The following is a 12909-nucleotide window of genomic DNA, read 5'->3' on the forward strand; positions in this document are numbered from 1 at the left end:
CACGTGCGACCGTGGTGCCCGTGACAGCCCCCGCCTCGGCCTTCGAACCCGTGGCCATCGCCGACTGGCGCCGCCGCGTCGCCCAGATGTACGCCGACGTCCGACGGATCGCCGCCGGCGACCCGGCCGCCGCGCACGGCGTGTGGGTGCAGCAGCGCGACGAGCTGTTCGCCACCCACCCCGCGTCGCCCCTCGACGTCGTCGCGTCGGCGTCGTTCGCCGGGCTGGACGTCGCACCGTACGACCCGGCGTACCGGTTCGAGGCCGTCCTGGAGCCGGCGGGCCAGCAGCGGATGGACGTGGCGACCGCGACCGACGGCGTCGTCCCGTTCGAGCGCATCGGGACGGTCCAGCTCGGCGAGCTCGGGTCGCTGGCCGTGTGGTCGCTCAAGACCTACGCGGGTGGCCTGTTCCTGCCGGTGCGCGACGCCCTGGCCGGGTCCTCGACCTACGGCGGCGGCCGGTACGTGCTGGACACCGTCAAGGGCGCGGACCACGGGATGGCCGGCGACCGGCTCGTCGTCGACCTCAACTTCGCCTACAACCCGTCGTGCGCCTACAACCCCGCCTGGACCTGCCCGCTGGCCACCCGCGCGAACACCTTGGCGGTCGAGGTGCCGGTCGGCGAGCTGGCGTTCCCGTCGGCCCACGACGCCGGCTGATGACCGGTTCCGCGCTCACCTCGATGTGGGCGTGGGACAACCCCGTGCTCCCGTCGGCGGATGCCCGCGGCCGCGCGTACGAGCCCGCTTCGGTGTCGTCGCTCGTCGCGTTCTGCACCTCGCGCGGCCTGACGCGGGTGTTCCTGTCCGCACCCTGGGCTGCCGACGAGGGGCCGGTGGGTGACTGGTTCGCCGCCGCATGCTCGACCCTGCACGACGCGTCCGTGCAGGTCAGTCCGCTCGGCGGCGATCCGGGGTGGCTCGGGCAGCCGTCGTTGGCCGTCACCTGGGCGCTGGCCGCCGCGCGCTCGGCCGCCTTGCCCGACGGCGTCACCGTGCAGCTGGACGTCGAGCCCTGGACCACCCCCGCCTGGACCTCCTCGCGGGCGCTCGTCGTCGACCAGTGGCTCGCACTCCTGGCACTCGTCGGCTCGTCCGTCGCCATCGGTGTCGACCTGCCGTGGTGGCTCGCGCACGAGCGGTACCGCGACGGGACCGTGCTCGACGCGGTCCTGCCCCTGGTGTCCCGGGTCGCTGTCGTCGCGTTCGCCGATCACGCCGGCGGACCGTCCGGCGTGGTCTCGCTGGCCGGACCGGCCGTCGTCGCAGCCTCCGCCGCCGGCCTGCCGTTCACCGTCGGCGTCGAGACCGACACCGCACAGGTCGCCGGAGGCCCGCAGTACACCTTCGCGTCTGCCGGCCCCGCCGCGCTCGAGGCGGAGACGATGGTGGTTCGCGACGCGTTCGGTGAGCTGCCCGGCTACGAAGGCGTGACCGTCGAGCACCACCGAGCGTGGCGTCGCCTCCTGGCCCTCGACCCGCCGTCCTGACTCGACGTCGGCTACTGCTGGCAGGTGGGGCACCAGTACAGGTTGCGGCCGGCCAGCACCTCCACGACCACCGGCGTGCCGCTGACCAGGCAGGGCAGGCCGGTGCGGTGGTAGACCCAGTTGCGCCGGGTCGGGTCGGTGAGAGCTGCGGAGCGGTCCTCGGGCGAGAGGTCACGGGTGACGATCACGCCGGTGCGGATGCCGTCGGCCAGGAGCAGCGCCCAGTCGTCCCAGAGCGCTCCGGCGACGTCCGTGGGCACGCGCCGACCCGGGGTGTGCGGGTCGAGGCGGGCCCGGAACAGGAGCTCGGCCCGGTAGATGTTGCCGATGCCCGCCACCACCGTCTGGTCCATGAGCAGCTGCCCGACCGCAACCGAGCGAGAGGTCAGGCGGTCGACCATCACGTCGCGCGCCGGGCCGGCGCCCATCACCGACGCCGATGCGTCGCCCCCCGCCGCTGCCCCGCGCCAGTCAGCCAGGTCGGCGGCCGGGTCGGGGCCGAGCCGGGCGACGACGGCGGCAGCTTCGGCCGGGTCGAGGACCTCGCACGCGGACGGGCCGCGCAGGTCGGCGACGGTCTCGGCCGAGGCGAGTCGGACGCGAACCTGCCCCACGGGCGCGGGTGGGAATCCCGTCGACTCCTCGGACGACGGCCCGCCGGCGGGCACCTCGCGCTCGTCCTCGCCCATCCGGACCGCCCGACGCAGGCGTGGCGCGCCCATGCTCCCTCGCGGGACGACGCCGGGCGTGAGCGGAGTCAACCGGCCGAAGAAGTCCCAGGCGCCGTACAGGCCCAGGTGGACGCGGAGCACGTCGCCCGACTCGAACTCGAGGAAGAGCTGCTTGCCGACCGCTCGCGACGCCACGAGCACCTGCCCGTCGAGGCGTCGCGCCCCGGCCGCGAACCGACCCTGGGGCGAGCTGACCGCCAGCCGGCGACCGATCAGGTCGAGCCCGAGCTGGCGGGCGATGCGGTGGACGGTATGACCCTCGGGCACGTCCCGAAGGTTAAGGCACCGGAGCGGGGGTCTGAGCGGTCAGGCGACCCGGAGGCGCTCCGCTGCAGCAGCGACGGCGGCGGCGGCACCGGCGGCGACGGCTGCCCGGTTGTCGGCCTCGACCTGCTCGGCCAGCTGCTCCTGGCGCTGCGCGGCCGCCTCGAGCACGTCCGTGATCTCGACACCGATCAGCTCGTAGCGATCGAGCAGGGCGTCGCGGAGCGCCTCGACCAGGTGCCGGTGCTTGGACAGGAGCCGGCGGACCGTGCTGCGAGCCTCGTCGAGCACGCCCTCGAGCTGCTGGCGAGCGGTCGCGTCGCTGAGCACGGCAGAGACCAGGTCGTGCGGCGTGGCGGCGAACGAGATGAGCGAGCCGGTCATGCCGGCGGCACCGACCATCTGGGCCGCGGTCCGGGTCGCGGCGGCGAGGTCCCCGGCCGGTCCGGTGCTGGTCTGACCGAAGAACAGCTCCTCGGCCACCCAGCCGCCCATCGCGATCTGGACGAGGGCGCGCAGGTCGTAGTGCGAGTGCGTCCAGACCTCCTCGCAGTCGCTGTGAGCGAGCAGGCCGAGCGCGTCGCCGCGTCGGATGATCGTCAGCACCTCGAGCGTGCGGTTCGGCGCGACGAGCCACGCGGTGACCGCGTGGCCGGCCTCGTGGGTGGCGATGAGCGCCTGCTCCGCGGCCGTGTAGGCGACGGGGCTCCCGATGCCGATCATCTCGGTGATGCGGGCACGCTCGACGTCGGCGAACGTCATCAGCAGCGAGCCGCGCCGCAGCGCGTTGACCAGCGCCTCGTCGAGCAGGTGCTCGATCATCACGGGCGTCCAGCCGTTCGTCGCCGCGGCCAGCCGGTCGCGCAGCATGGGGTCCTCGAGCTCGACGTCGGTCGAGCGGGTGGCCAGGAAGTGGTCGACGAGCGCGCGACGGCCGTGCGCGTCGGGCGGCGAGAACGTCAGGCGCCGGTCGAAACGACCGGGCCGCAGCAGCGCCGGGTCCAGGGAGTCGGCGCGGTTGGTGGCGGCGATCAGCAGGATGGGGGCCTTGGCGGGCTTGCGCTGCTTCAGCTGCCGGGTCGCCGGCATGAGCAGGTTGGCGCGGGCGATGAACCAGTTGACGAACTTGTCGCCGCCGGTCGGCTCGTCGAACGACTGCATCTGCACGAGGAGCTCGTTCACCACGCCGCCCGTACCCTCGGAGACGACGGCGTTGGTGACGGTCCGCGGGTGCCGCAGGAGGTCGAAAGGGCTCCCGACGAACGACGCGGACGCCGACGCCATACCGCCGCGCGCCGTCGCGATCGCGTCGATCTCCTCGATGAACCCGATCGCCCCACCCTCGGCGCGCGCGGCCTTGCGCAGCGCCTTGAAGTAGGAGCGGATCTTCTTGGCGGTCGCGCCGTAGTACATCGACTGGAACGACGTCGCCGAGACGAACAGGAACGGGACGCCGGCCTCGGCGGCCATCGCCTTGGCGGTCATCGTCTTGCCGGTACCGGGCAGCCCCTCGAACAGGAGCCCCCGCCGAGGCGTGCCACCCATCTGCTCCGCGAACTGGCGGTGGGTCTGGAACAGGTCGATCGACCGGCGCACGTCCTCCAGCACGGGGTCGATGCCGATGACGTCCTTGAGACCCACCTCGACCTGCTCGGGGCGGTACACGACGTGCGGCGAGCGCGAGCCGCCGAACTGCATCACCACCATCATGACGATCAGCAGGGCGAAGAACAGCGCGGGCGCGGCGACGAGAGGGTCCAGCGTGGGCAGCGTGGGCAGGATCCGGCCGCCGGTCAGGGCCCGGACCACGATGTAGACCTCGAGCAGGACGATGGGGATCCCGGCGCGGAAGACTCGCCGGCGCCGCACCTTCTCGCGGGAGACCGCGATGTCGTGCGCGCCCCGACGGATCGGCGACTCCATCCGGTCCTGCTCAGCATCCTTCTCGTCGGGCACGGGGCGGTCCTTTCCCTCGGCGCCTGGGATCAGACGACGCTGCGTCGCGGGACGTGCGATCAGCTCATCGTCGGGCGGATCGGACAAACCCGCAAGATCGGACATATCGGGCCACCCGAACGGTCCAACGGCGGCCACCTTGTCACCACGACGGGTGACGCAGCCGGCTCACCTGGAGCAGCAGGTAGTCGCGCTCGGCGGCGCTCGTCGTCCGACGCGACGCCGCGAGCAGGAGGTCCGCGGCGCCGACCGGGTCGCCCAGACGTTCGAGCAGGTGGCCGCGGACCGCCAGCAGGCGGTGCTGCCCCCCGAGCGACCCGTCGAGCGTGTCCAGGATCGCGAGACCGGCCGCAGGACCGTGCACCATCGCGACGGCCACCGCCCGGTTCAGGGTCACCATCGGGTTGCCGGTCATGCCCTCGAGCAGGCCGTAGAGCGCGAGCAGCTGCGGCCAGTCCGTCTCGTCTGTCGAGGACGCCTCGTCGTGCACCGCCGCGATCGCCGCCTGCAGCTGGTACTCGCCCACCGCCCCGCGCGGCAGGGCCGCTTCGACCAGGGCGACACCCTCGGCGATCATCGCCGCGTCCCACCGGGACCGGTCCTGGGAGTCGAGCGGGACGAGCTCACCGTGCGGGCCTGTCCGGGCGGCGCGGCGGGCGTCGGTGAGCAGGACCAACGCCAGCAGCCCGGCGACCTCCGGGTCGTCGGGAAGGCTGACCTGCAGCGCGCGCGTGAGCCGCAGGGCCTCGACGGCCAGGTCGGTCCGGGCCACCAGCAGGCCCGACGTGCTCGCGTAGCCCTCGTTGAACATGAGGTAGAGCACCCGCAGGACGGCCCGCAGCCGCCCGGCGTACTCGTCCGCCGACGGCATCCGGAACGGTTCGTCGAGCTCGCGCAGCGTCCGCCGGGACCGGCTCAGGCGCTGCGCCATCGTGGCCTCGGGGACCAGGAACGCCCGCGCGATCTCGGCCGTGGTCAGGCCGCCGACCGAGCGAAGGGTGAGCGCGATCGCCGACGCGGGCGACAGCGCGGGATGGCAGCAGCCGAACAGGAGCAGCAACGAGTCGTCGTGCGCGGAGGGCGGATCCGGCACGACCTCGGACGGCGCGACGAGCTCCTCGCGGCGTCGTCGCGACTCCTGCGCACGCCAGCCGTCCACGAGCCGGCGCTGGCCGACGACCACCAGCCAGCCGTGCGGGTTGTCGGGCACTCCGTCGACGGGCCACTGCGTCGCGGCCGCCAGCAGCGCCTCCTGGAGGGCGTCCTGCGCGTCGGCGAGATCGCCCGAGCGGCGGACCAGCACGGCGAGGACCTGCGGCGCGAGCGCGCGCAGCAGGTCCTCGTCGAGCACGTCCTCACTCGGCGACGTCGGGAGCCTCCATCACGGCGCGGACCTCGATGACCTGCTGGATCGGCACGCCCGCGGGTCCGGGCGCCGCCGAGGCGAGGGCCGCGATCTCGATCGCGCGGGCCTCGCTCTCGACGTCGACGGTCCAGAACCCCGCCAGGAACTCCTTCGACTCCGCGAACGGCCCGTCTGTGACGACCGGCGGCTGCGCGCCGTCGCTGCGGACGAGCTTGGCGTCGTCGGGCCACGCGAGCCCCTCGGCACCGACGAGCTCGCCGCTGGCCACGAGGGACGCGTCGAGGTCCCGCTGGAACTGGATGTGACGCACGAGGTCCTCGGGCGCCCAGGTGTCGATCGGCGGGACGCCCTCGACGTGGTACCTCATCAGCAGCATGTACTTCACGGTGCGCTCCTTGGCTCGTCGTCGGACCGCCTCGGCCCGGCCCTCACCCACGGGTCGGAGCCACGCCCGCGATCTCGACATGCATCCTGCCGTCGTTCGTCTGCCGACGGGAGCTCGCACGACGTGTCCGTCATTCGGGATTCCCCACGCAAGCCCTTGCCGGGAGTGCCGACGTTGCTACAAAACGCGTGCCAGGTCAGGAGCACGGCACGCGTGCAGAGTAGGAGATCCACCGTGGTCCACCAGCCAGAACCCTCCGTCGTCGCCCTCGTCGGCAATCCCCGCCCCGGGTCGCGGACCCTCACCGCCGCGCAGCGCGTGGCCGGGAGGCTCGGCGTCGAGGTGACGTCCATCGACCTCGCGACGATCGGGCACCAGCTGTTCACCGCGGACCGCACGCTCCTGAACCCCGCCGTGGCGACCGTGGCGCAGGCCCGGCTGCTCGTCGTGGCGACACCCGTCTACAAAGCCTCGTACACGGGGCTGCTCAAGTCCTTCCTGGACCTGTACGGCCCGGACGGCCTGGCGGGCGTCGTCGCGGTGCCGCTGGTCATCTCCGGCAACCCGGCGCACGCCCTCGTCGGCGAGGTGCACCTGCGCCCCCTGCTGGTCGAGCTCGGCGCCACGGTGCCCACCCGGTCGCTCACCCTGACCGAGGCGGACCTCACCGACGTCGACCCGACCATCGACCGCTGGCTCGAACGGGCCTCCACCCCGCTGCGACACGCCCTGTCCGACACGCTCGTGGGAGCAGACCGATGACCGCCGAGATCCTTCGACACCTCCAGGACGACCTCGTGCAGCAGGACGAACCGCAGCTGTCCCCCGCCGCGTACAAGGACGTCTTCCGCCGGCACCCCGCCGGTGTCGCGGTCGTGGCGTTCGTCGACGACGGACGGCACGTCGGGTTCACGGCCACCTCCGTGATCTCCGTGTCCGCCGAGCCGCCCCTGCTCGCGTTCTCGCTCGCGTCGACGTCCTCGTCGTGGGCGCCGCTGTCCCGCGCCCGCACGCTGACGATCAGCTTCCTCGCCTCCGGCCAGGACGACGTGTCCGCGCGCTTCGCGACCAGCGGCATCGACCGGTTCGCGGAGGGCGGCTGGACCGCGCTGGAGTCGGGGGAGGCCGTGGTCGACGGCGCCGTCTCGTGGGTCCGCGGCCGCATCGTGCAGCGCGCACCCGTCGGCGAGTCCTACCTGGTGTCCGTCCGCGCCCTCGAGCACGGGATCCGCCAGGACGCCCTGCCGCTGGTCTATCACGACCGCACGTACCACCGGATCGGCGACAGCACCGCCGTCTGAGTCGCCAGCACGACAGACACGACCCGCCGGGGTTCGCACCCGGCGGGTCGTGTCGCGTCCAGCTCCGTTCCTCCGTTCCTCCGTTCCTCCGTTCCTCCGTTCCTCCGCTACGAGGCTGCGGCTGCGGCGCCCACGAGCTCGTTCGCGGCGGACGAGGACCACGCACGCGCCAGCAGCTCGTAGGAGCGGGCGGTGTCGGCCGGGTCGTGGGTGATCGTGGTGAGCACCAGCTCGTCGGCGCCGGTGGCCCGGACGAGCGCGTCGAGCCCCGCCACGACGGAGGAAGCATCCCCGACGAGGCGCGACACGATGCGGTCGCGCAGGAGCGCCCGCTCGTCGTCCGACCGCTCGTCCCACGGCGTCGTCGTGCCGGGCCGCGGGTACGGGATCGCACGCGCCCCGGAACGGATCGACAGGACCCACGCGGCGAACGGGTCCGCCAGCGCCTCGGCGCGCTCGACGGTGCCGGCGACGAGCACGTCCGCGGACACGACGACGTACGGTTCGTCGAGCACGCCGGGCCGGAACGCCTCCCGGTAGGCGGCCACCGTCTCCAGAACCGTCGACGGGCTCACGTGGTAGTTCGCCGCGAGCGGCAGTCCGAGCTCGCCGGCGACCCGGGCGCTCTCTCCCGCGCTGGACGCGAGCACCCACAGGTCGAAGTCCGCACCGTGCACCGCGGGGCTCAGGGCGTCGCGGCCGTCGTCGGCGAACGCGGTGCCGGCCTGCAGGTCGAGCACCGTCCGCAGCTCGTCGGTGAACGTGCCCGGCGTGCGGCCCGCGCTCAGGTACCGCTGCTGCGCGACGAACCGCGTGAGCAGGTCGGGGTCGCGGAAGCTGAAGGGCGGGTCGGCCGGCACCAGCAGCCCGTCGACCACCCGGTCCTCGGTGGCGCCGTGGGCCCGTTCCGGGATGACCGCGGGGGCGGTCTTGTCCGCAGGCGGTGGCGGGAACGCCGCGCGCCCCAGGCCGAGGTCGACGCGGCCGGGGTATGCGGCGGCGATCGTGCCGAACTGCTCCGCGGCCACCACCGGGCTGGTCGAGCCGAGAAGGACCGCGGCCGAGCCGACGCGCAGCGTCGAGGTCACGCCGGCGGCCAGGGCCGCGAGCACCCCCGGCGCCGCGGAGGCGACACCGGGTGCCAGGTGGTGCTCCGCGAACCAGATGCGCCGGTAGCCGAGCCGCTCGACCAGGCGCGCACGCTCGAGCGACGCCTGGAGGGCCTCGAGACCGGTTCCGCCCTCCCACACGGGTGCCAGGTCGAGGACCGACAGCGGGACGCGGTTCGTGGGACTCATCGGGACTCCTGAAGGACGAGACGGGACAGATGGAACGCGCCGTCGGAGGCGCGGACGGGTTCGTCGACGGGTTCGTCGGCGAGGTCGGCGAGCACGCGGCCGATCGCGGGACCGAACTTGAAGCCGTGACCGGAGAAGCCGGCGGCGACCACGAGGGGACCGCGGCGGTCGAGGATGAAGTCGTGGTCGGGGGTGGTGGTGTACGTGCACGAGATCGGGTGCGGGGTGCCCGGGTCGACACCCGGCATCCACTGCTCGGCGTACCGCTGCAGGAGCGCCAGCTGGCCGGGCTCCGGGGTGAACGTCCGGTGGTCCGGGTGGGTCACGGGGCCCACGGCGTGGAACCCGACCTTGACGCCCTCGCCCGGCGTGAGCAGTCCGTACGTTCCGCTGGGGTACGGATGTACACCGAGAGGCTGGTGCGTGAAGGAGGGCCAGTCCGCCGGGTAGGCGAGGTCGAAGTGGGCCGGCTGCTCCTGCGTCACGACGAGCGGGACCGGGCGGCCGAGCAGCTCGCTGGTCCACGCCCCGACGGCCAGCACGACGCGGCGCGCGCGGACCGGTCCGTCGGACGTCTCGACCAGCACACCGTCGGCGCGGGAGACGAGGTCGCGCACGCGGACGCCGTGGCGGACGTCGGCACCCTCGGCACGCGCGGCCTGCTGCAGGGCGGCCACCGCGCGGTCGGCGTGCAGACGGCCCGCGGTCACGGTCTCGTGCAGCACGGCACCCTCGAACCGCATGCCGCCCCAGCGTTCCGCGGCCTGGGCCGGCGAGAGCAGCTCGTGGGCGATGCCCCGGGCGGCGAATGCTGCGAGCAGCGACGGGGCGGGCGACCCGTGGCTGACGCCGCCGGTGATCGTCAGCAGCTGCGCGCCGGTCGCGTCCTCGAGCTGGCGCCAGAGACCGAGCGCCTCGATGGTCAGGTCGAGGTACTCGGCGCGGTCGTACGTCTGCCGGTAGATGCGCGACGCGCCGTGCGAGGCGCCCTGCACGTGACCCGTCGAGAAACGCTCGAGCAGCACCACCGACCGGCCGCGGCGGGCCAGCTGCCAGGCCGCGGCCGAGCCCATCACGCCGCCGCCGATCACCAGGTGGTCGACGTTCTCCATTCGGGCTCCTCCGGTGCGACCAAGCAGACGGACAGAAACACGGTGGCCGGTCGAGCGTCCCCCGACCTCGACCGGCCACCGCTCGAGCGCCTCTGGGGGCACTCGGTCCAAGGTGGTCAGCTGGTCTTGGGCAGACCCGGGGGGTTCGTCTGCGACTTGTCGATCGCCTCGGCCTGCAGACCCCAGCGCGCGAGCACCTTGGCGTAGGAGCCGTCGTCGATCGCGTGGTTGAGCGCCGCGGTCACCGCCGCGGCCAGACCGGAGCCCTTGAGGGTGCCCACAGCGATCTGCGCGGTGGCCGGCCAGCCGCCGTTCAGGGTGCCGACGACCTTGTACTGGTCCGGTGCGGTCCCCGCGCTGTACGCGGCGGTCGCGTTCGGGCCGATGTACGTGTCGACGCGGCCGGACTGCAGGGCGAGCAGCACGTCGGGGTACTGGTCGTAGTACTGCGGCTCACCACCGTCGATCGGCTTCAGGCCGGCGGCGATGTTCTCCTTGTTCCACTCCAGCAGGATCTTCTCCTGGTTGGTGCCGGACCCGACCGCGACCTTGAGGCCCGCGATGTCCGCCGGCTTCGTGATCTCCTTGAGCTTGCTGTTGGCGGCGGTCAGCCAGCCGAGCTGGTCGTTGCGGTACGAGGAGAAGTCGTAGAGCTCCTTGCGCTCCTCGGTGACCGTGACGTTGGAGATCACGGCGTCGACGTCACCGGACTGCACCGCGAGCGGCCAGTCCGCCCAGGCCTTGACCTCCAGGTCGAGCTTGAGGCCCAGGGCGTCGGCCACGAGGTTGGCGACGTCGGGCTCGTTGCCGATCGGCGTCTTGTCGTCGTCGGCGAGGAAGCCCAGGGGCGGCAGGCCGCTCGCGGTGGTCGCGACCTTGAGCACGCCGGCCTTCTTGACGGCGTCGGGAAGGAGTGCGATGGCCGCGTCGTCCTTCGTGGTGGTCACGCGGTCCTGGTTCACGGTCGTGTTGACCTTGAGCGCGGCAGGGGCCGCTGCGGACGCGGGGGGTGCGGCTGCGTCATCGTCCGCGGCGGCCGATCCGCTGCACGCGGCGAGCGCCAACAGGGGCACGACGGCCAGCGCGCTCAGGAGCCGGGAGCGGTTCAGGGGTGAGGTCACGGGAGTTCTCTCTCTCGGTGGGGCGGTGCGCGGGCGCGCACCGGTCAGGCGTCGACCGGGGATGGGCGACGAAGGTCAGAGCACCTTGTCCAGGAAGGCCTTGGTGCGGGCGTGCTGCGGGGCGTCGAGCACCTGGGCCGGTGAGCCCTGCTCGACGATCCGGCCGCTGTCCATGAAGACGATCGACGTGGCCACCTCGCGGGCGAAGCCGATCTCGTGCGTCACCACCACCAGCGTCGTGCCGGTGGCTGCCAAGTCGCGGATGACGTCGAGCACCTCGCCGACGAGCTCCGGGTCGAGCGCGGACGTCGGCTCGTCGAAGAGCACGACCGCCGGCTTGACCGCGAGCGCCCGGGCGATCGCCACGCGCTGCTGCTGGCCGCCGGAGAGCTGCCGCGGGTAGGCGTCGGCCTTGTCCGACAGCCCGACCCGTTCGAGCAGTGCTCGGGCCTCGACCAGCACCTCGGCACGCGGTCGGTGCTGCGCCGAGATCGGTGCCTCGACGACGTTCTCCAGCGCGGTCAGGTGCGGGAAGAGGTTGAAGTTCTGGAACACGAACCCGATCCGGGTCCGCTGGGCCAGCACGTCCTTCTCCTTGAGCTCCTGCAGCGCGCCGTCGGACCGACGCCGGTAGCCGATCAGGTCACCGTCCACGGAGATCAGGCCGCGGTCGACCTTCTCCAGGTGGTTGATCGCCCGCAGCAGCGTCGACTTGCCCGAGCCCGACGGCCCGAGGATCACGGTGACCTCGCCGGGCTGGACCGTCAGGTCGATGCCGTCGAGCACCTCGAGCGTCCCGTAGGCCTTGTGCACGCCGCGCACCTCGACGAGACCAGCGGCCATCAGAGGGCACCGCCGATCGACGCGCGCGACGTGCGGACGAGGATGTTGCGGGCACCCCGGGCGTAGCCGGGTGGGAGGTCTCGGGGCAGCGGGCGGCCCGTCACGCGGGACCACGTCACGCCGAGGCTCCAGCGCGCCTTCTGGATCGGGGTCGGAGGCAGCTGGCGCAGCGCGCCCTTCGCGTAGTGCCGCTCGAGGTAGTACTGGACGACCGTGAGCACCGTCGTCAGGACGAGGTACCAGACGCCGGCGACCAGGAGCAGCGGGACGACGCGCAGGTTGCGGCCATAGATGACGCCGACGATGTAGAACAGCTCGCCGTAGGCCAGCACGTAGACCACGGACGTGCCCTTGACCAGACCGATGATCTCGTTCACGGCCGTCGGCACGATCGTGCGCATGGCCTGCGGCAGGATGATCCGGCGCTGCTGACGGTGTTTGGGCAGCCCGAGCGCCGCAGCCGCCTCGTGCTGGCCCTGGTCGACGCCGATGATGCCCGCGCGGATGATCTCGGAGGCGTAGGCGGCCTGCGAGAGCCCGAGGCCGAGAACCGCCGCACCGAACTTCCCGATGATCGAGAGCGTCTCGACGTGTGCGAAGGACGGACCGAACGGGATGCCCAGCGACAGCTGCGGGTACAGGTACGCGAGGTTGTACCAGAGCAGCAGCTGCAGGATCAGCGGCACCGACCGGAAGATCCAGATGTACGACCACGCGACCGACCGCAGGAGCGGCGACCTCGACAGCCGCATGAGCGCCAGGACGGTGCCGAGGCCGAAGCCGATCAGTGCGGCGGTGAACGTGAGCCGGATGGTGCCCCACAGCCCGCTGAGCACGGACGGCCAGGTCAGGTACGTCCAGACGGTCCCCCACTCCCACTTCGCGTTGGTGAGCAGCGAGCTGAAGGCCATGGCGAGCAGCACCGCGACGACCGCGGTGCTGATCCAGCGCCACGGGTGCCGGGCGGCGTAGACACGGGGTTCGTCGTGGACGACGACGTCGGACACGGCTGGTCGGACGTCGTCCTTGTGCAGGAAGGC

At 72.7% G+C, this 12909-nt stretch carries 13 protein-coding genes; 4 read left to right on the plus strand and 9 right to left on the minus strand.

Going from position 1 to position 12909, the window contains the following annotated elements:
* Window positions 1–86 precede the first annotated feature (86 nt).
* Window positions 87–662, plus strand: a complete 576-nt coding sequence (locus ACPPVS_RS17130) for a DUF1684 domain-containing protein (RefSeq protein ID WP_426596011.1) — start codon at window positions 87–89, stop codon at window positions 660–662.
* Window positions 662–1492 (plus strand): hypothetical protein, encoded by an 831-nt coding sequence (locus ACPPVS_RS17135; RefSeq protein WP_426593433.1) that lies wholly within the window; start codon window positions 662–664, stop codon window positions 1490–1492. Before ACPPVS_RS17130 ends, ACPPVS_RS17135 begins: the two co-directional genes overlap by 1 nt.
* A gap of 11 nt (window positions 1493–1503) precedes the next feature.
* Here the strand turns inward: ACPPVS_RS17135 and ACPPVS_RS17140 are convergent, their stop codons facing one another.
* From ACPPVS_RS17140 to ACPPVS_RS17155, 4 genes are all read right to left on the minus strand, one after another.
* The gene (locus tag ACPPVS_RS17140; protein WP_426593434.1) at window positions 1504–2490 is read right to left on the minus strand and encodes an Fpg/Nei family DNA glycosylase; all 987 of its coding nucleotides are present in this window, start codon (window positions 2488–2490) and stop codon (window positions 1504–1506) included.
* A 39-nt stretch (window positions 2491–2529) separates the two neighbouring features.
* Window positions 2530–4410 carry an AAA family ATPase gene (locus tag ACPPVS_RS17145; protein ID WP_426596013.1) on the minus strand — a complete coding sequence of 627 codons (1881 nt, stop codon included), beginning with the start codon at window positions 4408–4410 and terminating at the stop codon, window positions 2530–2532.
* 175 nt (window positions 4411–4585) lie between these two features.
* A complete protein-coding gene (locus tag ACPPVS_RS17150; protein ID WP_426593435.1) occupies window positions 4586–5794 on the minus strand; it encodes an RNA polymerase sigma factor in 1209 nt (402 codons plus the stop codon).
* Window positions 5795–5798: 4 nt separating this feature from the next.
* Entirely contained in the window at window positions 5799–6185 is a 387-nt protein-coding gene (locus tag ACPPVS_RS17155) for a YciI family protein (RefSeq protein ID WP_426596015.1), read from the minus strand.
* A 243-nt stretch (window positions 6186–6428) separates the two neighbouring features.
* On the opposite strand from ACPPVS_RS17155, the gene ACPPVS_RS17160 reads away from it, so the two are divergent.
* The gene (locus ACPPVS_RS17160) at window positions 6429–6956 is read left to right on the plus strand and encodes an NADPH-dependent FMN reductase (RefSeq protein ID WP_426593436.1); all 528 of its coding nucleotides are present in this window, start codon (window positions 6429–6431) and stop codon (window positions 6954–6956) included.
* Window positions 6953–7495: a flavin reductase family protein gene (locus ACPPVS_RS17165; protein WP_426593437.1), complete on the plus strand. Its 543-nt coding sequence runs from the start codon at window positions 6953–6955 to the stop codon at window positions 7493–7495. The genes ACPPVS_RS17160 and ACPPVS_RS17165 overlap by 4 nt, the downstream gene beginning before the upstream one ends.
* A 107-nt stretch (window positions 7496–7602) precedes the next feature.
* Here ACPPVS_RS17165 and ACPPVS_RS17170 read toward each other — a convergent pair whose 3' ends face one another.
* The 5 genes from ACPPVS_RS17170 to ACPPVS_RS17190 form a co-directional block, all read right to left on the minus strand.
* Window positions 7603–8793 (minus strand): LLM class flavin-dependent oxidoreductase, encoded by a 1191-nt coding sequence (locus ACPPVS_RS17170; RefSeq protein WP_426593438.1) that lies wholly within the window; start codon window positions 8791–8793, stop codon window positions 7603–7605.
* Window positions 8790–9905 carry an FAD-dependent oxidoreductase gene (locus ACPPVS_RS17175; protein WP_426593439.1) on the minus strand — a complete coding sequence of 372 codons (1116 nt, stop codon included), beginning with the start codon at window positions 9903–9905 and terminating at the stop codon, window positions 8790–8792. Before ACPPVS_RS17175 ends, ACPPVS_RS17170 begins: the two co-directional genes overlap by 4 nt.
* A gap of 116 nt (window positions 9906–10021) precedes the next feature.
* The gene (locus ACPPVS_RS17180) at window positions 10022–11026 is read right to left on the minus strand and encodes an ABC transporter substrate-binding protein (RefSeq protein WP_426593440.1); all 1005 of its coding nucleotides are present in this window, start codon (window positions 11024–11026) and stop codon (window positions 10022–10024) included.
* A gap of 75 nt (window positions 11027–11101) precedes the next feature.
* Window positions 11102–11869, minus strand: a complete 768-nt coding sequence (locus ACPPVS_RS17185) for an amino acid ABC transporter ATP-binding protein (protein ID WP_426593441.1) — start codon at window positions 11867–11869, stop codon at window positions 11102–11104.
* Window positions 11869–12903 (minus strand): amino acid ABC transporter permease, encoded by a 1035-nt coding sequence (locus tag ACPPVS_RS17190; protein WP_426596016.1) that lies wholly within the window; start codon window positions 12901–12903, stop codon window positions 11869–11871. Before ACPPVS_RS17190 ends, ACPPVS_RS17185 begins: the two co-directional genes overlap by 1 nt.
* Window positions 12904–12909 lie beyond the last annotated feature (6 nt).

The organism is Cellulomonas sp. McL0617 (assembly GCF_049994875.1).
Classification (GTDB): Bacteria; Actinomycetota; Actinomycetes; order Actinomycetales; family Cellulomonadaceae; genus Cellulomonas.

Excerpts from the sequence above, each read along its gene's own strand:
- ACPPVS_RS17185 (WP_426593441.1), bottom strand. The coding sequence starts at position 11,869 with ATGGCCGCTGGTCTCGTCGAGGTGCGCGGCGTGCACAAGGCCTACGGG.
- ACPPVS_RS17175 (WP_426593439.1), bottom strand. The coding sequence starts at position 9,905 with ATGGAGAACGTCGACCACCTGGTGATCGGCGGCGGCGTGATGGGCTCG.
- ACPPVS_RS17155 (WP_426596015.1), bottom strand. The coding sequence starts at position 6,185 with ATGCTGCTGATGAGGTACCACGTCGAGGGCGTCCCGCCGATCGACACC.
- ACPPVS_RS17135 (WP_426593433.1), top strand. The coding sequence starts at position 662 with ATGACCGGTTCCGCGCTCACCTCGATGTGGGCGTGGGACAACCCCGTG.
- ACPPVS_RS17130 (WP_426596011.1), top strand. The coding sequence starts at position 87 with ATGTACGCCGACGTCCGACGGATCGCCGCCGGCGACCCGGCCGCCGCG.
- ACPPVS_RS17170 (WP_426593438.1), bottom strand. The coding sequence starts at position 8,793 with ATGAGTCCCACGAACCGCGTCCCGCTGTCGGTCCTCGACCTGGCACCC.
- ACPPVS_RS17145 (WP_426596013.1), bottom strand. The coding sequence starts at position 4,410 with ATGGAGTCGCCGATCCGTCGGGGCGCGCACGACATCGCGGTCTCCCGC.
- ACPPVS_RS17165 (WP_426593437.1), top strand. The coding sequence starts at position 6,953 with ATGACCGCCGAGATCCTTCGACACCTCCAGGACGACCTCGTGCAGCAG.